The 21,837-nt window shown below is 61.3% G+C and carries 17 protein-coding genes; 8 read left to right on the forward strand and 9 right to left on the reverse strand.

What is annotated here, in order from left to right; genetic code table 11:
- Window positions 1-58: 58 nt before the first annotated feature.
- From bacA to galE, 5 genes are all read right to left on the reverse strand, one after another.
- On the reverse strand, window positions 59-874 hold the full coding sequence (gene bacA, locus I6L40_RS03060; RefSeq protein ID WP_071913937.1) for an undecaprenyl-diphosphate phosphatase: 816 nt from the start codon (window positions 872-874) through the stop codon (window positions 59-61).
- A 112-nt stretch (window positions 875-986) separates the two neighbouring features.
- The gene (gene galM / locus I6L40_RS03065; RefSeq protein WP_216994976.1) at window positions 987-1,976 is read right to left on the reverse strand and encodes a galactose-1-epimerase; all 990 of its coding nucleotides are present in this window, start codon (window positions 1,974-1,976) and stop codon (window positions 987-989) included.
- Window positions 1,973-3,121 (reverse strand): galactokinase, encoded by a 1,149-nt coding sequence (gene galK / locus I6L40_RS03070; RefSeq protein WP_216994977.1) that lies wholly within the window; start codon window positions 3,119-3,121, stop codon window positions 1,973-1,975. The genes galM and galK overlap by 4 nt, the downstream gene beginning before the upstream one ends.
- Complete coding sequence (locus tag I6L40_RS03075; protein ID WP_216994978.1) at window positions 3,118-4,176, reverse strand: UDP-glucose--hexose-1-phosphate uridylyltransferase; 1,059 nt, start codon at window positions 4,174-4,176, stop codon at window positions 3,118-3,120. Before I6L40_RS03075 ends, galK begins: the two co-directional genes overlap by 4 nt.
- Window positions 4,177-4,236: 60 nt before the next feature.
- Window positions 4,237-5,250 (reverse strand): UDP-glucose 4-epimerase GalE, encoded by a 1,014-nt coding sequence (galE, locus tag I6L40_RS03080; protein ID WP_216994979.1) that lies wholly within the window; start codon window positions 5,248-5,250, stop codon window positions 4,237-4,239.
- A 203-nt stretch (window positions 5,251-5,453) separates the two neighbouring features.
- Between galE and I6L40_RS03085 the strand changes: the two genes are divergently transcribed.
- The 6 genes from I6L40_RS03085 (at window position 5,454) to I6L40_RS03110 (ending at window position 15,320) form a co-directional block, all read left to right on the forward strand.
- Window positions 5,454-6,461: a substrate-binding domain-containing protein gene (locus I6L40_RS03085; protein WP_071913947.1), complete on the forward strand. Its 1,008-nt coding sequence runs from the start codon at window positions 5,454-5,456 to the stop codon at window positions 6,459-6,461.
- Between the two features lie 179 nt (window positions 6,462-6,640).
- Window positions 6,641-9,700, forward strand: coding sequence for a beta-galactosidase (locus tag I6L40_RS03090; RefSeq protein WP_216994980.1), 3,060 nt, complete (start codon window positions 6,641-6,643; stop codon window positions 9,698-9,700).
- Window positions 9,701-9,944: 244 nt separating this feature from the next.
- A complete protein-coding gene (gene mglB, locus I6L40_RS03095; protein WP_041209758.1) occupies window positions 9,945-10,934 on the forward strand; it encodes a galactose/glucose ABC transporter substrate-binding protein MglB in 990 nt (329 codons plus the stop codon).
- A gap of 53 nt (window positions 10,935-10,987) precedes the next feature.
- Window positions 10,988-12,508 carry a galactose/methyl galactoside ABC transporter ATP-binding protein MglA gene (gene mglA, locus I6L40_RS03100; protein ID WP_216994981.1) on the forward strand — a complete coding sequence of 507 codons (1,521 nt, stop codon included), beginning with the start codon at window positions 10,988-10,990 and terminating at the stop codon, window positions 12,506-12,508.
- Window positions 12,509-12,524: 16 nt separating this feature from the next.
- Complete coding sequence (gene mglC, locus I6L40_RS03105) at window positions 12,525-13,535, forward strand: galactose/methyl galactoside ABC transporter permease MglC (protein ID WP_040069707.1); 1,011 nt, start codon at window positions 12,525-12,527, stop codon at window positions 13,533-13,535.
- Window positions 13,536-13,586: 51 nt separating this feature from the next.
- Window positions 13,587-15,320 carry a methyl-accepting chemotaxis protein gene (locus I6L40_RS03110; RefSeq protein ID WP_071913954.1) on the forward strand — a complete coding sequence of 578 codons (1,734 nt, stop codon included), beginning with the start codon at window positions 13,587-13,589 and terminating at the stop codon, window positions 15,318-15,320.
- A 60-nt stretch (window positions 15,321-15,380) separates the two neighbouring features.
- Here the strand turns inward: I6L40_RS03110 and trmA are convergent, their stop codons facing one another.
- The gene (gene trmA, locus I6L40_RS03115; RefSeq protein ID WP_071913956.1) at window positions 15,381-16,514 is read right to left on the reverse strand and encodes a tRNA (uridine(54)-C5)-methyltransferase TrmA; all 1,134 of its coding nucleotides are present in this window, start codon (window positions 16,512-16,514) and stop codon (window positions 15,381-15,383) included.
- 170 nt (window positions 16,515-16,684) lie between these two features.
- Between trmA and I6L40_RS03120 the strand changes: the two genes are divergently transcribed.
- Together I6L40_RS03120 and I6L40_RS03125 are read left to right on the forward strand one after the other, a co-directional pair.
- The gene (locus tag I6L40_RS03120; protein ID WP_071913958.1) at window positions 16,685-17,833 is read left to right on the forward strand and encodes a DUF5610 domain-containing protein; all 1,149 of its coding nucleotides are present in this window, start codon (window positions 16,685-16,687) and stop codon (window positions 17,831-17,833) included.
- A 94-nt stretch (window positions 17,834-17,927) separates the two neighbouring features.
- The gene (locus I6L40_RS03125; RefSeq protein ID WP_071913960.1) at window positions 17,928-18,461 is read left to right on the forward strand and encodes an ATP--cob(I)alamin adenosyltransferase; all 534 of its coding nucleotides are present in this window, start codon (window positions 17,928-17,930) and stop codon (window positions 18,459-18,461) included.
- Between the two features lie 111 nt (window positions 18,462-18,572).
- Here I6L40_RS03125 and malZ read toward each other — a convergent pair whose 3' ends face one another.
- From malZ to I6L40_RS03140, 3 genes are all read right to left on the reverse strand, one after another.
- Window positions 18,573-20,402, reverse strand: a complete 1,830-nt coding sequence (malZ, locus tag I6L40_RS03130) for a maltodextrin glucosidase (protein WP_040069700.1) — start codon at window positions 20,400-20,402, stop codon at window positions 18,573-18,575.
- A gap of 5 nt (window positions 20,403-20,407) precedes the next feature.
- Window positions 20,408-21,256, reverse strand: a complete 849-nt coding sequence (locus I6L40_RS03135) for an HDOD domain-containing protein (RefSeq protein ID WP_040069699.1) — start codon at window positions 21,254-21,256, stop codon at window positions 20,408-20,410.
- Between the two features lie 70 nt (window positions 21,257-21,326).
- Window positions 21,327-21,743, reverse strand: a complete 417-nt coding sequence (locus tag I6L40_RS03140; protein ID WP_201962845.1) for an META domain-containing protein — start codon at window positions 21,741-21,743, stop codon at window positions 21,327-21,329.
- Window positions 21,744-21,837: the final 94 nt, after the last annotated feature.

Below are 21,837 nucleotides of genomic sequence, written 5' to 3' on the forward strand. Positions count from 1 at the left end.
TTGGACAATAAAAAAGGGACCTTGCGGTCCCTTTTGTCATTTGATTGCTGGCTGAGGGTCAGGCGACAAACAGCAGATAGACGGCGAATGCCACGATAAAGCGGTAGATGGCGAACGGGATGAAGTCGAGGCGGCGGATCAGCGCCAGGAAGCTCTTGATGGCGATCATGGCGACCACGAAGGCGGTGATAAAGCCCACCGCAAACATCGGGAAGTCGGCCATGGAGAGGAAGTCGCGGCTCTTGTAGAGATCGAGCGTACTGGCCGCCATCATCATGGGTACCGCCATGATGAAGGAGAACTCGGCCGCTGCATGGCGGCTGATCCCCATCAGCATGCCGCCGCTGATGGTGGCGCCGGAGCGTGAGAAGCCGGGCCACAGCGCCAGACACTGGAACAGGCCGATACCGAATGCCTGCTTGTAGCTGATGTCATCCAGGGTTTCGGAGCGAACTGCCGGGCGGAACTTCTCGGCGATGATCAGCAGGATACCGCCTGCTACCAGCGCATACATCACGGTCTGCGGGCCAAACAGGTTGGCCTTGATCCAGCTGTGGATGGCCAGACCGACCACGATGGCGGGCATCATGCCGAGGATGACGTGGATCAGCGACAGGGTGGCGTGGCCCGGTTCCGGCTTCTGGCCGAAGTGGATGCCAATCAAACCAAACAGGCGGCGCCAGAAGACGGCAACCACCGCGAGAATCGAACCAAGCTGGATCACCACTTCGAAGGTAGCGGCCTTGGGCCCTTCAAAGCCCAGCAGATGGCCGACGATGATCATGTGGCCGGTTGAAGAGACGGGGAGGAACTCGGTCAGCCCCTCGACAACGCCCAGAATAAAGGCGACCAGCAGGCTATAGGTGTCAGTCATCGAACAGAATCCTTGCTACGTTGATGCAAAAACGCCCCGGAAGGGTCTCGGGGCGGCTTATCTTGCTCGAATGTGGCTGGCGCTGCTACGGAAAAATTATGAAACCTTTAAGTCAGTCGCGGATAAAGCGGTAGCGAGTCTGGTGATGATAGCGCTCGCCCGGCACCAGCCAGGGGTCGCCCAGCTCGGGCCGGTTCGGACTGTCGGGTAGTTGCTGCGCCTCCAGACAGAAGCCGTCGTGATCCCGGTGCGCCAGACCCTGGCGATTCGGGGTATTGGCCAGCCAGTTGCCGCTGTATAACTGCAGCGAGGGCTGGTTGGTGTAGACCTCCATCGCCAGCTGTCTGTCACCCGATACCACGCGAGCAGCCCACTCCTGCGCCGGGCCGTTGAGCACAAAGGCGTGGTCGTATCCCTTGGCCTGTTGCTGCTGGGGATGGCTCAGCCAATCCAGCCCGACAAGGCGCTCTTGGCGCAGATCGAATGGCCCCTCCACCGGGGTGATGGCGATCGGCAAACCGCTTGGGTCGGTCGGCAGGAAGTGGTCGGCATTGATGCTGATGAGGTGGTCACGCACATCGCCGCCGTCAGGGTCGTCATCGAGATTGAAGTAGGCATGGCTGGTGAGGCTGACCGGCGTAGCGGCATCCGTGCAGGCGATAAAATCCACCACCAGATCGCTCTGCTCCAGCCGGTACTCCAGGGTTACCCGCAGATTGCCGGGAAAGCCCTGATCCCCCGCTCGGGAGAGCAACGCCAGCTTGACCCGATCCGCTTCCAGCTCCTTGATGTGCCACTGCTGGCGATGAAACCCCGCCTGCCCGCCATGCAGGCAGTTGGGTGCCTGATTGGCATCCAGCGACCAGCGCTCGCCATCGCGTAGCAGTTCGGCGCCGCCGATGCGGTTGGCAAAACGTCCCGCCACCGCGCCCAGCCACACCTGTTGGTTGGGATAGGTGTCGTCGGCACAACCCAGCAGCACTTCGCGCCGTTTGCCCGCCACCGGCAGGGTGAGGGAGGTGAGGGTGGCGCCGAAGTCGAGGCCGCGCAGGCGCAGCCCCTCCTCGTTTTCCAGTTCGAATGGCGTCATGGCTCTGCTCATAGCTTGCCTGCTCCGGCGCTGGCAGAGCAGACGTAGCAGTCAGCCTTGAGGCCGAAGCGGGTCGGATACTCGCCTTCAACCGCGGCGATCACCTCGGCCACCTTCTCGGGGCGCAGCAGGGCGACCACGCAGCCGCCGAAGCCGCCGCCAGTCATCCGTACGCCGCCTTCGGTGCCGAGCCTGGCCTTGATGATCTCCACCAGACCGTCGATGGCGGGCACTGTGATTTCGAAGTCATCGCGCATGGCGGCGTGTGAATCGGCCATCAGCTCGCCGAGACGAACCAGATCCCCTTGCGCCAGCGCATCGGCGGCGGCCAGGGTGCGGGTATTGTCGCCTACCACGTGGCGGGCACGGCGGTAGCAGACCTCATCCAGTCCGGCCTTGCCCGCTTCGAGAGCCGCCAGATCGAGATCGCGCAGTGCCTTGACTCCGTAGTGGCGGGCGGCCGCTTCGCACTGCTGGCGACGGGTGTTGTATTCGCTGTCCACCAGACCACGGCGCACATTGGAGTTGACGATCAGTACCGCCAGATCGGTGGGCATGGGGATGAGGCGGGTCTCCAGCGAGCGGCAGTCGAGCAGCAGGGCGTGGTCGGTTTTGCCGCTGGCGGAGATCATCTGATCCATGATGCCGCAGTTGCAGCCGACGAACAGGTTCTCCGCCTGCTGACCGTTGAGGGCGATCTCGGCCTGACTGATGGCGAGCCCCAGCGCCTCCTTGAAGGCCTGACCAATGGCCACTTCCAGTGAGGCGGAGGAGGAGAGCCCCGCCCCCTGCGGCACGTTGCCGGAGACCACCAGATCGAGGCCGCGCAGGGCATAACCGCGCTCCTGCAAATATTTCACCACGCCGCGGATGTAGTCACTCCAGCGCTGGCTGGGGTGGTGCTCGATGGGCTGGTCGAGGTCGAACTGGTCGCGCTGGTTGTCGTAGTCGGCGGCGATCACCTGTACTTGCCGGTCATCGCGCAGGCCGATTGCGACGCAGGTCTCGTAGTCGATGGCGCAGGGCAGCACGAAGCCATCGTTGTAGTCGGTATGTTCACCGATGAGGTTGACGCGGCCGGGGGCGCGCACCAGCAGATCGGGCGCTTTGGCAAATTGCTCGGCAAAAACGGTGCTGACGCGTTGGCTCGGGGTCATAGGGCCTCCTCATTGGTTTGATTGGTCTGGTTGTAGTGAATGGGGCTTAGAGCGCGCAGCCGCTCGGCGGCTTGCTCGGGGGTAAGGTCGCGCTGGGTTTCGGCCAGCATCTCGAAGCCGACCATGAATTTGCGCACGGTGGCGGAGCGCAGCAGGGGCGGATAGAAGTGGGCATGCAACTGCCACGCCTCGGGGCAATCCGATTTGGGCGGCGCAAAGTGCCAGCCCATGGAGTAGGGGAAGCTGCACTCGAACAGGTTGTCGTAGCGGCTGGTGAGCTCCTTGAGCGCCACCGCCAGATCCTGTTGCTGGGCCTTGGTCAGGTTGAGCATGGAGGGGACGTGCGCCTTGGGCAGCAGCAGGGTTTCGAACGGCCAGGCGGCCCAGAAGGGGACGACGGCGAGCCAGTGCTCGGTCTCCACCACGATGCGCGAGCGATCCGCCAGCTCCCGCTCCACATACTCCAGCAGCATGGGGCGGCCATGCTCGGCCAGCCAGTCGCGCTGGTGCTGCTCTTCGCGGGCGATCTCGTTGGGCAGGAAGTCGCTGCCCCAGATCTGGCCGTGGGGGTGCGGGTTGGAGCAGCCCATGACGGCGCCTTTGTTTTCAAATACCTGCACCCATTCCCACTGGGCTGACAGCTCGGCGACCTGATCCATCCAGGTGGTGATCACCCCCTCGATGGCGGGCAGCGGCAGCTCTGGCAGGGTCTTGCCGTGATCCGGCGAGAAGCAGATGACCCGGCTGGTGCCGCGGGCGGCTTCCAGCTTCAACAGGGGATCGTTGGCACTATCGGCGGCCGGGGTATCCTGCATCAGGGCGGCGAAGTCGTTGGTAAAGACGAAGGTGCCCTTGTAATCGGGGTTGATGTCGCCGGTGACCCGGGTGTTGCCTGCGCAGAGGAAGCAGTCGGGATCGTGGGCCTGTTTGGGGGCCTGACTCACCTTCTCCACCTGCCCCTGCCAGGGGCGTTTGGCCCGGTGGGGGGAGACCAGCACATACTGGCCGGTCAGCGGGTTGAAGCGGCGATGGGGATGATCGACGGGGTTGAACATCATCTCTCCTGAATAAGGTATTGAAAAATAAGGTCGTCTATTAACAGGGAGCAGGCAGGCCTACTCCTCGTAACCGTTCGGATTGGCGGATTGCCAGCGCCAGCTGTCGGCGCACATGGCGTCTATGTCCCGGGTTGCCTGCCAGCCCAGCTCGCGCTCGGCCTTGGCCGGATCGGCCCAGCAGGCGGCGATATCGCCCGGGCGACGCGGCTCGATGCGAAATGGCAGCGGCTTGCCGCAGGCAGCAGAGAAAGCGGCGACCAGCTGCAATACGCTCTGGCCCTGACCTGTGCCCAGGTTGTAGGTGTGCACGCCACCCTTGCCGGCGCAGTGTTGCAGAGCCTTGACGTGCCCCTCGGCGAGATCCATCACGTGGATGTAGTCGCGCACGCCGGTGCCATCAACAGTTGGGTAATCGTTTCCAAAGACAGACAGGCAGTCGCGACGGCCGATGGCGACCTGAGTGATATAGGGCATCAGATTGTTGGGAATGCCTTGGGGATCTTCCCCCATGGTGCCCGACTCGTGGGCGCCGACCGGATTGAAGTAGCGCAGCAGGGTCATGCTCCAGTGGGGCTCGGCCAGCTGCAGATCCTCGAGGATCTCCTCGATGATCAGCTTGGAGCGCCCGTAGGGGTTGGTCGCGCTGCGGGGGAAATCCTCGCGGATCGGCAGAGTGGAGGGATCGCCGTAGACGGTAGCTGAAGAGCTGAACACCAGATTGTGCACCCCGGCTCGTTTCATCGCCTGCAGCAGGGTGAGGGTGCCGCCGAGGTTGTTCTCGTAGTAATCCAGTGGAATGCGGGTCGACTCACCGACGGCCTTGAGGGCGGCAAAGTGGATCACCGCGTCGATCTGCTGTTCGGCGAAGATCCGGTCCAGCAGGGCGGCATTGCGAATATCCCCTTGATAGAACACGGGTTGCTGGCCGCTGATAGCCGCGACTCGAGTCAACACGCTGCGCTTGCTGTTGCAGAGGTTGTCCACCACGACCGGGGTCATGCCTGCGGCTTGCAGGGCCAGAGAGGTGTGGCTGCCGATATATCCGCAGCCGCCGGTGACCAGAACCTTCATCTTGCTCTCCACTGAAAATGACGCTGCAAGCAGTCTAGCCGAGGGGTTGGCTTGCAAACTGTGAACTTGCTTGCAAAATAGTGTAAACGATTACACTGTTTTTGTGAGCGGCTCTCTGGCAGATCGTGCGTTATCCCCTGTTTTCAATGGGGTTGGTGGGTATAATGGTCAATCTGTCGCAGAGTGAAATAAGTGAAAACAGCATGAGTACCATCAAGGATGTCGCCCGTTTGGCCAATGTGTCGGTGGCAACGGTTTCACGGGTGATGAACAACTCGCCCAAGGCCAGTGCAGCCTCCCGCGCCGCCGTCCAGAAGGCGATGGCGGAGCTGGGCTATACCCCCAACGCCAACGCGCGGGCGCTGGTCAGCCAGACCTGCGATACCATGGGCGTCGTGGTGGGTGATGTGGCTGATCCCTTCTTCGGGGCTCTGGTGAAGGGGGTCTCCGGCGTCGCCGTCGAGCAGAATCTCCACCTGTTGATGGGTAACGGTTTTCACAAGGCGCGCCAGGAGCGCGAGGCGATCGAGCTGCTGATCGGCAAGCGCTGCGAGGCGCTGGTGGTGCACAGCAAGGCGCTCAGCGACGAAGAGCTCTGCGACTACGCCATGCGGGTGCCCGGCATGGTGCTTATCAATCGCGATATTCCTGCTATCAAGGGGCGCTGCATCGCCCTCAACAATCGGCTGGGGGCAGCCACGGCAACCCGTCATCTGATCGAGCTGGGCCACCGCCACATCGCCTTTATCAGCTCGGATCACGCCATCGAAGATGCCACCTTGCGGCTGCAGGGGTATCAGGATGGATTGGCGGAGGCTGGTCTGGCGGCGGATCCGGAGCTTATCGAGAGCGGCACGCCGAACGAGGAGGGGGGCGAGCGCGCCATGCTCAACCTGTTGGCCAAGGGGCTCAAGGTGACCGCCGTGGTGGCCTACAACGATGCCATGGCGGCCGGAGCCATCTCGGTGCTGGCTGACAATGGGCTGCGGGTGCCGGAGGAGGTCTCGGTGGTGGGCTTCGATGACATCATCTACGCCAGATACCTGAGGCCCAAGCTCTCCACCATGCGGTACCCCATCGAGTTGATGGCGAGCCAGGCAGCCAAGCTGGCGTTGCAGCTGGCGGCAGGGGAGAGCGAGGCACAGCAGAACCGCATCTATACACCGACCTTGATCAATCGTCACTCGGTAGCGCCAGTTCGCGCTGGATAGGGGCCGTTTGCAGCTCATTTCCCGAGCTTTTATTGTTTTACCTGTTTTTAATGGTTTTTACTCCGCTTTACTTAACAAAATTAGTGTAATCGTTTACATCTGTGTGAGCGAGATCGCCGATCCCCTGGCCACACTTCTCTAGACTGGAATACGTTTTCCAGTCATCAGGGAGAAGGGGAATGCTCAGGGAGATAGTGGCGCGTCAGGATTGGCAGACTCAGGCGATTACTTCGGTAAACCGCTTGGCTGCCCATACCCCCATGTTCAGCTGGCGTAGCGAAGCGGATGCCAGAGACGACCTCCTTTCACCCTCACGCCGTTCACTGGATGGCGAGTGGTGCTTCTCCTTCTTTGCCGCTCCCGAGCTGGTGCCCGAGAGCTGGCTGGCACAGGATCTGGCGGATGCCTGCCCCATTACTGTGCCGGGCAACTGGCAGCTGGATGCTGCCTATCCGGCTGTGTGGCCACTTACCGATGGCCCCATCTACACCAACATCAAGTACCCCTTTCCCTGCGATCCACCGCGAGTGCCGGCAGAGAACCCCACCGGTTGCTACTCCCGCGAGTTCGAACTTCCTGCCGACTGGCTGGTCAGCGGCCAGAGCCGGATCATCTTCGACGGGGTGAGCAGTGCCTTCCACCTGTTCTGCAACGGTCGCTGGGTCGGTTACTCTCAGGACAGCCGGTTGCCCGCCGAATTCGATCTGACCCCATATCTGCAGGCCGGTCGCAACCGGCTGGCGGTGCTGGTGTTGCGCTGGTCCGACGGCTCCTATCTGGAAGATCAGGATATGTGGTGGCTGTCTGGGATCTTCCGCTCCGTCAGCCTGTTGCACAAACCGGCCCGTCATCTGATTGATATCCGGGTTACCCCCGAGCTGGACGCCTGTTATCGGGATGGCCGCCTCAAGATTGCACTGCAGGCGGCCAATGCAGCCGGCCTCTCGGTGGAGGCCAATCTCTATGACGGCAGCGAGCGGGTTGCGACCCTGCGCCAGCCTATCGGTACCCAAGCGATTGATGAAAAAGGAGCTTACGACGATCGCGCCGAGCTGTGGCTCGACGTGGCTGCGCCACACAAGTGGAGCGCCGAGACGTCTCACCTCTATCGCCTGACCCTGACCCTGCTCGACGAGCAGGGCCAAGCCATCGAGAGCGAAGCCTATGATGTGGGCTTTCGGAGAGTGGAGATCCGTGGCGGTCTGCTGCGGGTCAATGGTCAGCCGCTGCTTATTCGCGGTGCCAACCGTCACGAACACCACCCCGCCAAAGGCTATGCCATTGATCGCGCCACCATGGAGCGGGACCTGCTGCTGATGAAGTGCCACAACTTCAATGCGGTGCGCTGCTCCCACTATCCCAATCACCCCGACTTCTATCGCCTCTGCGATCGGCTCGGCCTCTATGTGGTGGATGAGGCGAATCTGGAGACCCACGGCATGACCCCCATGGGGCGGTTGGCGCGGGACCCCGCCTGGAGCAACGCTTTTCTGGAGCGGGCGACCCGGATGGTTGCGCGGGATTTCAACCACCCCTCGATCATCATCTGGTCGCTCGGCAACGAGTCGGGTTATGGCCCGGCCCACGATGCCATGTATGGCTGGATCAAGCGCAGCGACCCGAGCCGTCCGGTGCAGTATGAGGGGGGCGGGGCCGATACCCCGGCGACCGACATCATCTGTCCCATGTATGCCAGAACCCATCAGGATCAACCCTTCCCGGCGGTGCCCAAGTGGGCGCTGGCCAAGTGGATTGGCCTACCCGAGGAGCGCCGGCCGCTGATCCTCTGCGAATATGCTCATGCCATGGGCAACAGTCTGGGAGGCTACGCCCACTATTGGCAGGCGTTTCGCGACCATCCACGCCTGCAGGGCGGGTTTGTCTGGGATTGGGTCGATCAGGGGCTCGATAAATACACCGCCGATGGTCGCCATTACTGGGGCTATGGCGGCGATTTTGGCGATGTGCAAAACGATCGCCAGTTCTGCTGCAATGGCCTGCTGTTCCCGGATCGCACTCCCCATCCCGCGCTGTTCGAGGCAAAGCGCGCCCAGCAGCCGTTCCGCTTCACTCTGCTTGAGCACACCCCGCTGCGAGTGCGGATCGAGAGCGAATACCTGTTCCGTACCACCGACAACGAGCGGCTCGGCTGGCAGCTGCGCGAAAACGGCCAAGTGGTGCTGGAGGGGGAGGTGTCTCTCGCGCTGGCAGCGCAAGAGGCGGTCGAGTTGACCCTGACCGGGACGCTGCCCGCCTTTGCGGCGGGCTCGCTGGCCTGGCTCGATCTGGCCATCTTCCAGTCGGATGCCACCCCCTGGTCTGCGGCCGGGCACGAGGTGGCGCGCCAGCAATTCATGCTGCCGTCACCGCTGGCGCTACCTGCACCAGTCAGACCTGCGGCTATGGTGGAGCAGGCCGACTGCTGGCTGGTCACCACTGCTAACAGTCAGTGGCGGCTCGATAAGCAGAGCGGCCGCATCACCAGCTGGCTGAAATCGGGGCAGGAGAAGCTGCTGACGCCGATCACGGATCACTTCTACCGCGCGCCGCTCGACAACGACATCGGCACCAGCGAAGCAGATCACGCCGACCCCAACTCCTGGATTGCCCGCTGGCAGGTCTGTGGCCTCGAGCAGTGGCAGCACCGCTGTCTGGGCGTGGTGATTGGCGGCAGTGAGCTGAGGGTGACTCACGGCTATTTCCATCAGGAGCAGTTGCAACTGCTGAGTCATTGGCACCACCGTTTTGCTGACGATGGCACCATGAGTCTCGACATCGAGTGCGAGCTGGCGCAGGCGCTGCCTTCGCTGCCGCGGATCGGTCTGCTAATCCATCTGGCGCAGCCGGTTGAGCAGGTTCAGTGGCTGGGACGCGGCCCCCACGAAAACTATCCGGATCGCCTGCTGGGCGCCGATCTGGGTCGCTGGAGCTTGCCGCTGGAGGCCATGCACACCCCTTACGTCTTCCCGACCGACAACGGCTTGCGCTGCGATACCCGCGAGCTGCAGCTGGGTGGACTGTGTGTGAGTGGTGCCTTCCATTTCAGCGTCAGTCGCTTTAGCCAGCAGCAACTGGCCACTGCCCGTCACCAGAGCGATCTGGTGGCAGAGGAGGGGCTGTGGGTCTGCCTCGATGGTGCTCACATGGGAGTGGGCGGGGATGACTCCTGGAGCCAGAGCGTGCGCCCCGAGTATCAGCTGACTGCCCGTCGCTATCGCTGGCACTGCACCCTTGGCTGAGCTTTTTGACAACAGCCTGTTAGCGACTAGCCTCAATGCTGCGGAATAGATTGAGTCCAAAAATTAACGCTCGAATTTATGTTTTTGAAAAATAAGAAAAAGATTCAATGTAACAGAGTGTAATCGTTTTCATTTTGTCGTCATGATCACAGAAGAAATGACAACAAATTGATTACATTGAAGGGCGATTGCTCAATAGCTCGCCACCCTACAACTCATGGATAGATACATCGGAGCACACACAATGAAAAAAATGACGACCGTTGCTGCCCTGCTGCTGGGCCTGATGGCTGGTGCCACTGCTGCCCACGCTGAAACCCGCATCGGGGTGACCGTCTACAAATATGACGACAACTTCATGGCGGTGGTACGCAAGGCGATCGAGAAGGAAGCGGCTGCCAACCCCGGGGTTGAGCTGCTGATGAACGACTCCCAGAACGACCAGTCCAAGCAGAACGACCAGATCGACGTGCTGCTGGCCAAGGGCGTGAAGGCGCTGGCCATCAACCTGGTTGACCCGGCTGCCGCTCCCGTGGTGATTGAAAAGGCCCGTGGCGAAGATATTCCGGTGGTCTTCTACAACAAGGAACCGAGTGCTGCCGATCTGGCCAGCTACGACAAGGCCTACTACGTAGGTACCGACTCCAAGGAGTCAGGCATCATCCAGGGTCACCTGATTGCCAAACACTGGAAAGCCAATCCGGCCTGGGATCTGAACAAGGATGGCGTCATCCAGTATGTGTTGCTGAAAGGGGAGCCGGGCCACCCGGATGCCGAAGCGCGCACCACTTACGTCATCAAGACCCTGAATGACGGCGGCATCAAGACCCAGCAGCTGCACATGGATACCGGTATGTGGGATACCGCCATGGCCAAGGACAAGATGGACGCCTGGATCTCCGGCCCCAACGCCAACAAGATCGAAGTGGTCATTGCCAACAACGACGGCATGGCGATGGGCGCTGTCGAGTCACTGAAAGCACAGGGCAAGACTGCCATTCCGGTATTCGGTGTCGATGCGCTGCCTGAAGCGCTGGCGCTGGTGAAGAGCGGTGCCATGGCCGGTACCGTGCTGAACGATGCGGCCAACCAGGCCAAGGCGACCTACGAGTTGACCAAGAACCTGGCTGAAGGCAAAGCGGCTGGCGAAGGCACCAAGTGGAACATCGTCAACAAGGTCGTGCGTGTTCCCTACGTCGGCGTAGATAAAGACAACCTGTCCCAATTCGAATAATTCCCTCCTCCAGGGCAAGGGAGATCCCCTTGCCCTTTTTTCAACCAGATGTGATGGCTGATATGACAACACAGCAACAATCAGAATGGCTGTTGGAGATGATTGACGTCAGTAAGAGCTTTCCTGGCGTCAAGGCACTCGATAATGTCAATTTACGGGTCCGTCCTCATTCTGTGCATGCGTTGATGGGCGAGAACGGAGCGGGAAAATCGACACTGCTCAAGTGCCTGTTCGGCATCTACGAGAAGGATCAGGGCAAGATCTTCTTCAAGGGGCAGGAGATCAACTTTACCTCCTCCAAAGAGGCGCTGGAGAACGGCGTTTCCATGGTGCATCAGGAGCTCAACCTGGTGCTGCAGCGCTCGGTAATGGACAACATGTGGCTCGGCCGCTACCCGACCAAAGGGTGGTTCATCGACCACGGCAAGATGTACGAAGACACCAAACGCATCTTCGAGGAGCTGGATATCGACATCGACCCGCGGGTCAAGGTGGCGACCCTCTCCGTCTCCCAGATGCAGATGGTCGAGATCGCCAAGGCGTTCTCCTACGATGCCAAGATCGTCATCATGGACGAGCCTACCTCCTCGCTGACCGAGAAAGAGGTGAGTCACCTCTTCAAGATCATCAACAAGCTGAAGGAGAAGGGGTGCGGCATCGTCTACATCTCCCACAAGATGGAAGAGATCTTCCAGCTCTGTGACGAGATCACCATATTGCGGGATGGCCAGTGGGTGGCAACCCAGCCGCTCAAGGGCATGACTATGGATCAGATCATCGGCATGATGGTCGGCCGCGAGCTAACCCAGCGCTTCCCGGAAAAAACCAACCAGCCGAAAGAGGTGATCCTCGAGGTTGAGCATCTGACGGCGAAGAACCAGCCCTCCATTCAGGACATCACCTTCAACCTGCACAAGGGTGAGATCCTCGGTGTCGCCGGGTTGGTCGGGGCCAAGCGCACCGACATCGTCGAGACCCTGTTCGGCATTCGCGATCGCAGCCAGGGCAGCATCAAGCTGCATGGCAAAGAGGTGGCCAACCACAACGCCCACGAAGCGATCCGCAACGGCTTTGCGCTGGTGACCGAGGAGCGCCGCTCTACCGGTATCTATTCGCGGCTCGACATCGCCTTCAACTCCCTGATCGCCAACATGGACAACTACAAGGGCTCCATGGGGCTGCTCAGCGACAACAAGATGAAGAGCGATACCCAGTGGGTCATCGACTCCATGCGGGTCAAGACGCCGACCCAGCAGACCCAGATCGGCTCCCTCTCCGGGGGCAACCAGCAGAAGGTGATCATCGGCCGCTGGCTGTTGACCCAGCCGGAGATCCTGATGCTGGACGAACCGACCCGCGGCATCGACGTGGGGGCCAAGTTCGAGATCTATCAGCTCATTCTGGAGCTGGCGAAGAAGGAGAAGGGGATCATCATCATCTCCTCTGAAATGCCCGAACTGCTCGGCATCACCGACCGCATCATGGTCATGAGCAATGGCCGGGTCGCCGGGATCGTCAACACCAAAGAAACTGACCAGAGCGAGATACTGCGCCTGGCATCTCTGTACCTCTAGAGACAGGAAGACATTTATGGAGTCGGCTAAAAATTTCAATCTGATGCGGGCGCTCAAGGAGAACGGCATCTACGTGGTGCTGCTGGTGCTGCTCATGATCATCGTGATCAAGGAACCCTCCTTCCTGAGTCTCACCAACTTCAGCAACATCCTGACCCAGTCCTCGGTGCGGGTCATCATCGCGCTGGGGGTGGCAGGCATCATCATCACCCAGGGTACGGATCTGTCGGCCGGTCGTCAGGTCGGTCTGGCAGCGCTGATTGCGGCGACCATGCTGCAGGCGCTGACCAACGTCAACAAGGTGTTCCCGACGCTGGGGGAGGTGCCCATTCCTGCGGTGATCCTGCTGGTGTGCGTGGTGGGTGCCCTGATTGGTCTGGTCAACGGTCTTATCGTCGCCTATCTGAACGTGACCCCCTTTATCACCACCTTGGGGACCATGATCATCGTCTACGGTATCAACTCCCTCTACTTTGACTCGGTGGGCGCTTCGCCGGTGGCCGGTTTTGACCCCCGCTTCTCCAGCTTCGCCCAGGGCTTTATCCGGATCGGCGGCTTCAAACTCTCGTACCTCACCTTCTACGCGGCCATCGCCAGCGTCTTTGTCTGGGTGCTGTGGAACAAGACCCGCTTTGGCAAGAACATCTTCGCCATCGGCGGCAACCCGGAAGCGGCCAAGGTATCCGGCGTCAATGTGGCAGTCAATCTGGTGATGATCTATGCGTTGGCGGGGGTCTTCTACGCCTTCGGCGGCATGCTGGAAGCGGGCCGGATCGGTAGTGCCACCAACAACCTCGGCTTCATGTACGAGCTGGACGCCATCGCCGCCTGCGTGGTGGGCGGGGTGTCGTTTGCCGGCGGGGTGGGAACTGTCGCAGGTGTGATCACCGGCGTACTTATCTTCACCCTGATCAACTATGGTTTGACCTATATCGGCGTCAGCCCTTACTGGCAGTTCATCATCAAGGGCGGCATCATCATTCTGGCGGTGGCATTGGACTCCATGAAGTACGCCAAGAAGAAATAACGATTGGCAGGGAGGGTTGGCAGTGCCAGCCCTCTCTTCTGGAGGGATCCCATGCCATTCAAGGTCAAGATTTACGTCCTGTTGCTGCTGGCCATTCTGGTCACCATCGGTACCGCCTGGTTCAGCGTCAATCACTTCATCAGCGCCTACATCCGCACCCAGGCGACCAAGAACATCAATGAACAGATCACTCTGGTCAAAGAGAAGCTGGCCAGCGACATCAATCAAAAAATCCTGCTGGCAGCCAACCTCAACTTCGGGGTGACCAACGTCAAGAAGACCCTGCAAGAGACCGGCTTTCACAACATCGTCAAGGTGATCGGCGACATGGCCTTCGATGTGAGCGGTGTCATCAACGATACGGCCAAGGTCGATGCGCTGCGCAAGCTGATCCCCGCCGCCAACAACCAGATCACCGTTAGTCCGCTGCAACAGGTGGATGGCAAGCCGGTTGTCACCATACTGGTACCGCGTGGTGCCGATTCGGCCTATCTCTACTACCTCGACATGAGCGAGTTCAAGAGCCTGCTGGCGAAGATGAGCGGCGAGGGGCGCTACTTCTCGCTGGCCGACGGCCAGGGCAATGAGCTCTACAGCAGCAAACCGCAGGGGGAGAGCGAAGCGCGCCCCAATCAGCTGGATATTCGCGGCAACAGCTGGACCCTGACCGGCTACATCGACCTCGACTACATCCAGGCGATGACCCGGGCACTCAACGGCCAGATCATCATGGCGCTGCTCGGTGTCGCCGTGGTGGTGATGGTGCTCGCCATACTGGCGCTCAACGTGGCTTATCGCCCCATCCTCTCGCTGCGGGATCTGGTACTGGAGCTCTCTCGCGGCAGTGGTGATCTCACCCGCCGGCTGGCGGTGACCAGTACCGATGATCTGGGCCAGATTTCAGCCGGCATCAACCGCTTTATCGAGCGGCTGCAGGAGATGATGGGCGAGGTGCAGGAGGCGAGCGGTCAGCTCAATAGCGGCATTGCCGGATTGGCCAGCCAGACTGGCGCAGCCCAGTCCCTGCTGGCGGATCATGTGCGCGAGACCGAACAGGTGGTGACTGCCATCAACGAGATGAGCCGCACCGCAGTCTCGGTGTCGGAAAGTGCAGCCAGCACCGCCCAACTCACCGGCCAGAGCCAGCAACTGGCGAGCCAGTCCCGGCAAGTGGTGGATCAGGCGATGGCCAGCGTGATGGCGCTGGTGGACGAGGTGGAGGAGACGGCCCGCTCCATCGAGGCGATGCAGCAGGATGTGCAGCAGATAGGCTCCGTGCTGGGGGTGATCGGCAGCATTGCCGAGCAGACCAACCTGTTGGCCCTCAACGCTGCTATCGAGGCGGCTCGTGCCGGCGAGCAGGGGCGTGGCTTTGCGGTGGTGGCCGACGAGGTACGCTCCCTTGCCGCCCGCACCCAGCAGAGCACGGCGGAGATCCAGACCATGCTGGCCAGCCTGCAACGGGGCAGCCGCACCGTGGTGGAGGCGATGGAGAACACCAAGCAGAGCTGTCAGGGGGCGGCCGAGAACACTACCAGGGTCAACGAATCGCTGGATCTGATGGCGGGAGAGGTGGTGGAGATCAACGATCTCATCAGTCACATCGCCACGGCGGCCGAACAGCAGAGCGCAGTGGCGGAGGAGATCAACCGCAACATGAGCGCCATCGCCGAGGTGATCCGCCAGCTGACCCACAACGGGGAGGCGACGGTCGCCAGTTCAGGTTCGATGCAGCAGACCTACGACCGGCTCAGGGAGATAGTGAGCCACTTCCGGCTGCGGTAATGGCCGGATACGCCATAAAAAAACAGGGCCATCCGGCCCTGTTTTTTTTATCCCTTGGAATCAACCAGCCTTGCGGCGCAGATAGACCCCGGCTTCCATGTGATGGGTCCAGGGGAACTGGTCGAACAGGGCGAAGCGGGCGATCTCGTGGGTTTCGCCCAGCACGGCCATGTTGGCTTGCAGAGTCTCGGGGTTGCAGGAGATGTAGAGGATGTTGTCGTACTCCTGCACCAGCTTGACGGTGGCATCGTCGAGACCGGCGCGGGGCGGGTCGACGAAGATGGTGTTGCACTGGTAAGCGCCGAGATCGACCCCCTTGAGGCGGTTGAACTCCCGCTCGCCGCGCATCGCCATAGTGAACTCCTCGGCCGACATGCGCAGGATGATCAGGTTGTCGACGCCGTTGGCCGCGATATTGAACTGGGCGGAGTCCACGCTCGGCTTGGCGATCTCGGTGGCCAGCACCTTGCGGAAGTTCTGCGCCAGCGCAATGGAGAAGTTGCCGTTGCCGCAGTAGAGCTCCAGCAGATCCCCTTCGCTCCCCTTGGTGACTTCCAGCGCCCAGCCCAGCATCTGCTCGTTGATGGCGGCGTTGGGCTGGGTGAAGCTGTTCTCCACCTGCTTGTAGATGAGCTGGCGATCGGCCACGTTGAGCTGCTCGATGACAAAATCATCGCCCAGACAAATCTTCTGCTTGTGGGCGCGGCCAATCAGCTGCAGTTCGAAACCTTTGGCGCGCAGATCGGCCTGCAGCGCCTCGGCGGCCTGCTGCCACTCGTTTTCCAGCTTGCGATGGTAGAGCAGGCTGACGATGATCTGGCCGGACTGGGTGGAGAGGTAGTCAATCTGGAACAGCTTGCGGCGCAGCACCTGATGGGGGCGCAGCCCCTCCAGCAGCACCGGCATCAGCTGGTTGATGAGGCGGCTGGCAGTGGGGAAGTGGTCGACCCGGATAATCTCTTTGGTCGCCGGGGCATACATGCAGTGGAAGAGGTCGTCCCCCTCGTGCCAGATGCGAAATTCGGCGCGCATCCGGTAGTACTCCGCCGGTGAGCTGTGCACCTCCAGCGCGGGAGGGTTGAAGCTGGCAAACAGCCCGGTGAGGCGCGCGCTCTTCTCATCGAGCTGGGCCTGATAGTCGGCCGGGGTTCTTGGCGCCGGAGCATCCGCAGAAGGCTGTTGGGACTGGGTCATAGATACCTCATGTGCACACCGGCCGGGCCGGGTCGAAATCGCGGGATGGCAACAGACCACCCAAAGGGGCCCGATTTTAAAAGCCAGCCGCAGATTGTCCAGCATTTTATGGTCAAGAAGTGTTCAGTCAGGCCGATACCGGATCTACAGGCATGGTGGGAGGACACATTATGCATATCGACGGCGTGGGCGCAGCCCAACCCAAGGGAGTGGGTGTTTCTCCCAAATCGCCGCAACAGGCGGAGTCAAAACAGCTCAACCGCGAGGATGAGGTCTCCTTGCACAAGCCCCCGAAATGGGCACAGGTGCTGATCCAGCAGGCGCTGCAGTTTGCGCTGGAGATCAACGGGCAGAGTTATCAGGCGCCCAAGACCCAGGAGCAGCCGGAAGAGGTTACCCCGGATACCCTGTTCGACTTCCAGTCGGTGGCGGACAACGTGCTGCAGTTTGTCACCGGACGGCTGGGTGCGGCCCGCGCCGACGGCAAGTCGGATGATGCCCTGACCGGCATGATGGAGCAGGCCCGCAAAGGGGTGGACAAGGGCTTTGGTGACGCGCGCAAGCTGCTGGGTGACTGGGCTGACAACGGCGATATCAAGACCGGCATGGATCAGAGCTACAAGCTGATCCAGAAAGGGCTCGACGAGTTCGAGAAGGAGTTCTTTGGCAAGGTCTCCACTACCGATATGGGGCAGGCCGAGATGGCCAGTCGCCAGCAGGGTTCGCTGGAGATCCAGACCAAGGATGGCGACAAGGTGGTGCTGCGCTTTAACGACAACTGGCAGACCCGCTCCCAGAAGAGCGACAGCGGCAGCCAGTTCAGTCTCAAATCGAGCCAGAGCTTCAGCTTTTCGCTGGAGGGTGATCTCAGCAAGGAGGAGATGGACTCCATCGGCAAGCTGGTCAAGGGGATCGACGGTCTGGCCGGCGACTTTTTCTCCGGTAATCTGGACGATGTGCTGAAGAAGGCGGGCGACCTGAAGCTGGATGACACCCAGCTGGCGTCCTATTCGCTCAAGCTCAAGCAGAGCGTCAAGCTGAGCCAGACCTATCAGGGAGCCAGCTCCCTGCAGGATCTGCTCAAGCCGTTTGCCGATTATCTGCCCAAGCTGGACGAGGTGCAGAAGCAGGCCGATGCCGTGCTGCCGGAGTCCCAGCAGCAGGCGCTGACCCCGGCCGTGCTGGCTGCGCGTGGTCAGACTGATCCGGCGCAGGTCAGCAGCTTCACCAGCTTCAACGAACGCATGCTGCAGGCATTGCGGATGCTGAGCCAGTTCCAGCCCGCGACCGACCCTGCCAGCAGCGGCAAGAGTGCCTGAGTGCTTGCCATCGGGATTGATTAACTCCTGACCGGCCGTTTGCCAGCTCCTGCGGGGGCTGGCAAACTGGCCTTTTTCCCGATGCGACCAGCCAATGAACCCGAAAAAGCCCCGAGACAAGCGCGAGCTTTGCTACCCCTTCATCTTCGAAACCTCGCTCAAGTGTGATTTTGAAATCGCCACCGACGAGCTCTGCTGCCAGGTCGGTGCCGTGCTGTCACACCTTGCGCCGGATGCCGATATTGCGCCCATGTTGGTGGATCTCGCGGCGTTGCAGCGCCTCATTTACAACCTCAACGGTTCGGTGCGCGGCAAGCTGGGGATCTTCGATACAGACCTTGAGTGGCTCAAGGCCCGTTACGACCACTACAACGAGGCGAGCCGGGGTCGGGTCACCGGTTTTGTGCTGCCGCAAGGGCCGCAGCCGATCCCGACCCTGCATCTTTGCCGCTGTGGCAGCAAGAAGGTGGTGCGACTGCTGGTGCGCCTCGAGGAGAGTGGCGTCAGCTTCGACCCCATCCTCTACCGCTTCGCCAACCTGCTGGCCAACTTCTTCTTCGTGCTCACCGTCTATCTCAAACAGCTGTGGCAGGTGCCGGAAGTGCCCTACGTCAGCATCAACTACTGACGCTCAGCCTGGTTCGCAGGTGCTCTGCACAAGGCCACTGCCGGCCAGCTATGGCATATAAAAAAACCGGAGCCACAGGCTCCGGTTTTTTTATTGGCGAGATAACGCCCCTCAACTGGAGAGCAGCACCCGGGCCGAGTTGGCCGGAATGGTCAGCTGCAGCTCCCCCTGCACCACTTCGAACTTCTCGCCGTTGAAGGCGTCGGTGAAGCGGCTGGCGGGGCTCGCGGTCTGCCACAGGGGCAGGCTGATGGTGCGCGGCTCGCTCGGGTGGCGGTTGCAGGCCACCACCACTTGATCGCTTTGCAGGGTGCGGGCAAACACATAGCTGTGGGGGCCGGCATAGAGGGTCTGGATATCGCCACGGCGCAGGGAGGGGCGCTGGCGGCGGATCTGGATCAGCCGGCGATAGTGGTCGTGCAGCACGTGATCCCAGGCGGTGGTCTCCCACGGGAAGCAGCGGCGGCAGTCAGGGTCGTTGCCGCCAGAGAGCCCCACTTCATCGCCGTAGTAGATGGATGGCACGCCGATATAGGTGAGCAGCAATGTGGCCGCGAGGCGCATTCGCTGCTTGTCCTCGCCCAGCAGGTGGAGGAAGCGGGCGGTATCGTGGCTGTCCAGCAGGTTGAACTGGGCCAGCTGGTTCTTGAACGGGATGTGGGCCCGCGCCAGCTTGAGCCAGCGATCCAGCTCTTCGGCGCTGATCTTGATGGGGTGGTAGGCGATATCCTTGCCGGCCAGGAAGGCGCGGATCGGATGGGCGAAGCCGTAGTAGTTCATGGCGCCGTCCTCCTGATCCCCCTGCAGCCACTGGCTCGCCTCGAAGAAGTGCTCGCCCAGCACGTAGGCGTCCGGGTTCTCCTGCTTCACCGCGCCGCGAATGGCGCGCACGTGGCCGCTGTTGCCCTCGGCGGTGCCGCGCTCACCCAGCATGTGGATGACGTCGAAGCGCCAGCCGTCGATCTGGTAGGGGGCGCGCATCCAGTAGCGCAGGATGGCATCGTCAGCGCGGTAGACGGCGTCCTGCACCTTCTCGCAGGAGAAGTCGAGCTTGGGCAGGCTGCGAATGCCCTTCCAGCTGACGTAATCCCCTTCGTTGTCAAAGGTGTAGAAGCTGCGCCACGGCGAATCCGGGTTGCTCTGGGCGCCGAGTGGCGGGCAGAACCAAGGGTGCTGGGTCGAGGTGTGATTGACCACTGCATCCAGAATGATCTTCATGCCGCGCTGGTGCAGATTGCGGGTCAGCTCGGCGAACTGCTCGTTGCTGCCGAGGTGGGCATCCACCTTGAAGTAGTCCTGGGTGTCGTACTTGTGGTTGCTCGGCGAATCGAAAATGGGGTTGAGGTAGAGCGCCGTCACCCCGAGGGATTGCAGATAGTGCAGCTTGGCATCGATCCCCGCCAGATCGCCGCCATAGAATTCGCAGGCACCGTGCCCCTCTTCGTGGCGACTGACCGGCTCGCCCCACGCCTTGCTGATGACCGCCTTGCCACGGTACTCGTACTCGTGATGCTTGACGCTGAGGGACGGATCGCCGTTGCAGAAGCGGTCGGGGAAGATCTGGTAGAACACCTGATCCTGCACCCAGGCTGGTGGCTGGTGCAGGCTGTTGAAGCGAAAATGCTGCTCGCGCGGCGGCATGGCGGCGCTGACGCCGGCGCCGTGCAGCCACCACTGCTCCTCGTCGGTCAGGCACTTGAAGCAGTAGAGGTGGATATCCTGCCCCTTGCCAAGCGGCAGGTTCACCTGCCATACCTGCAGCCGGTCGCGAGTCGAGATCGCCGTCATCGGGATCAGGTACTCCTCGTTGTCCGGCTCGTGGCGCAGCCACACCTCGCGGATGGGGGCATCCAGCTCGCTGAACAGGGTCAGTTGCAGGGCATCGGCACTCTCTTTGAACCAGGGCGCCACCTGGGGATGAAACAGAAACGGATGGGTCATGATGCTTATTGAGTCAGAAGATCGGCGAGGGCATTACCCTGTTCATGCAGTGTTTCGAGCTGGCCGGCCAGCGACTTGGGATCCAGTCCCAGCTGATCGGCGAGCGGTTTGGGGAAGCGGGCGATGATGGCCTGGGCAGGCACCCCGGCGTTCCAGGCGAAGGAGATGAAGACTGCCAGACGGATCAGTACCGCCTCCTTGCTGACCGGATCGTGGGAGAGGGGATCCAGCTGCTGGGAGATGGCGTCAACGAAGCTCTCCGACAGGTTCCAGCGCCGCGCCAGCTCGGCACCGAGCTGGGCATAGTCATAGCCCAGCATCTCGCGCTGGGCCTCGACCCGGCTGCTCCCCTTCTGGATCGCCAGATTGATGAGCTCCGCCTCTTCCGGCAGGGTGCTCTGGATCAGCAGCTCGCCGATGTTGTGGATGAGGGCGCAGGTAAAGGCGGTCTCGGGGTCGAGCACCCTGGCCTCCTGCGCCAGCGTCTTGGCGATGGTGGCGACCTGAAAGGTCTCGGTCCAGAACTTGTTCTTGTCGAAGCTGGGGGGGGCCTTGAAGCTGCCGATGATGCCGGAGGCGACCACGATGGAGCGCAACCGGTTGAAGCCGAGGCGGATCACCGCCTGATCGATGGAGGTCACTTCGTTGCCACGGCGCAGGGCGGCCGAGTTGGCCATCCGCAGCACCTTGACGCTGATCACCTGATCCATGGCGATCTTGGCCGCAATCTCGTCGATGCGGGCATTCTCGTCGTTGAAGCTCTGCATCAACTCGTGCAGCAGCTTGGGAATGGTGGGGAGTTGTTTGATCTTGTCAAACAGACGATCCATCGACATGGCTGAGGCAGCCTCCATTGCGAACACTGCCTCATATTGTGCCACAGCCGGGCAACATGTTCCTGTTTGTAATGCCGGTTTGTGAGCCCTAGAGCACCCAGTCGCGCAGGGTGTATTCCAAACGGTGCTGTTTGCCCTGCAGTACCAGGTCTTGGCTGGAGCCGCTCAGGGTCGCCCCCTCGGTCAGAGTGGTCAATACGGCCTGCTCTATGGTGTCGAGCGGGGGCATGCAGGCCATCTCGGTGCTGCCCAGACTGGTGACCCAGAACTTGTCCCCTTTCATATGGCCCTGACCGAAGTAGCGGTTGCAGCCGGCGATGCCGTTGACGGTGAAGTGCTCGCCGATCTCGAAGTCGGGCGGATTGTCGCGCAAGGCGGCAACCGGTTCGCCATCCAGCTTGCTCAATACCCAGTGGTGATGTTGCAGATCCTGCCGGACAAAGGGGGCTGAACTGCAGCCGGCGAGCAGGAAGAGGGGGATGAGCAGGAGTGACAATCTGGACATGGCGGGGCTCCGGTTGATGGGAGGCGCAAGCATAGCCTGTTTGCTTGCCCCGTAGCAGGGCGGAAGCTGGGGCGACCGACCGCTTCTGTCGCCC

The organism is Aeromonas sp. FDAARGOS 1410, from assembly GCF_019048745.1.
Lineage (GTDB): Bacteria > Pseudomonadota > Gammaproteobacteria > Enterobacterales > Aeromonadaceae > Aeromonas > Aeromonas jandaei.

Coding starts and splice junctions, on each gene's coding strand:
- bacA (WP_071913937.1), bottom strand. CDS start 874: ATGACTGACACCTATAGCCTGCTGGTCGCCTTTATTCTGGGCGTTGTC.
- galM (WP_216994976.1), bottom strand. CDS start 1,976: ATGAGCAGAGCCATGACGCCATTCGAACTGGAAAACGAGGAGGGGCTG.
- galK (WP_216994977.1), bottom strand. CDS start 3,121: ATGACCCCGAGCCAACGCGTCAGCACCGTTTTTGCCGAGCAATTTGCC.
- I6L40_RS03075 (WP_216994978.1), bottom strand. CDS start 4,176: ATGTTCAACCCCGTCGATCATCCCCATCGCCGCTTCAACCCGCTGACC.
- galE (WP_216994979.1), bottom strand. CDS start 5,250: ATGAAGGTTCTGGTCACCGGCGGCTGCGGATATATCGGCAGCCACACC.
- I6L40_RS03085 (WP_071913947.1), top strand. CDS start 5,454: ATGAGTACCATCAAGGATGTCGCCCGTTTGGCCAATGTGTCGGTGGCA.
- I6L40_RS03090 (WP_216994980.1), top strand. CDS start 6,641: ATGCTCAGGGAGATAGTGGCGCGTCAGGATTGGCAGACTCAGGCGATT.
- mglB (WP_041209758.1), top strand. CDS start 9,945: ATGAAAAAAATGACGACCGTTGCTGCCCTGCTGCTGGGCCTGATGGCT.
- mglA (WP_216994981.1), top strand. CDS start 10,988: ATGGCTGATATGACAACACAGCAACAATCAGAATGGCTGTTGGAGATG.
- mglC (WP_040069707.1), top strand. CDS start 12,525: ATGGAGTCGGCTAAAAATTTCAATCTGATGCGGGCGCTCAAGGAGAAC.
- I6L40_RS03110 (WP_071913954.1), top strand. CDS start 13,587: ATGCCATTCAAGGTCAAGATTTACGTCCTGTTGCTGCTGGCCATTCTG.
- trmA (WP_071913956.1), bottom strand. CDS start 16,514: ATGACCCAGTCCCAACAGCCTTCTGCGGATGCTCCGGCGCCAAGAACC.
- I6L40_RS03120 (WP_071913958.1), top strand. CDS start 16,685: ATGCATATCGACGGCGTGGGCGCAGCCCAACCCAAGGGAGTGGGTGTT.
- I6L40_RS03125 (WP_071913960.1), top strand. CDS start 17,928: ATGAACCCGAAAAAGCCCCGAGACAAGCGCGAGCTTTGCTACCCCTTC.
- malZ (WP_040069700.1), bottom strand. CDS start 20,402: ATGACCCATCCGTTTCTGTTTCATCCCCAGGTGGCGCCCTGGTTCAAA.
- I6L40_RS03135 (WP_040069699.1), bottom strand. CDS start 21,256: ATGGAGGCTGCCTCAGCCATGTCGATGGATCGTCTGTTTGACAAGATC.
- I6L40_RS03140 (WP_201962845.1), bottom strand. CDS start 21,743: ATGTCCAGATTGTCACTCCTGCTCATCCCCCTCTTCCTGCTCGCCGGC.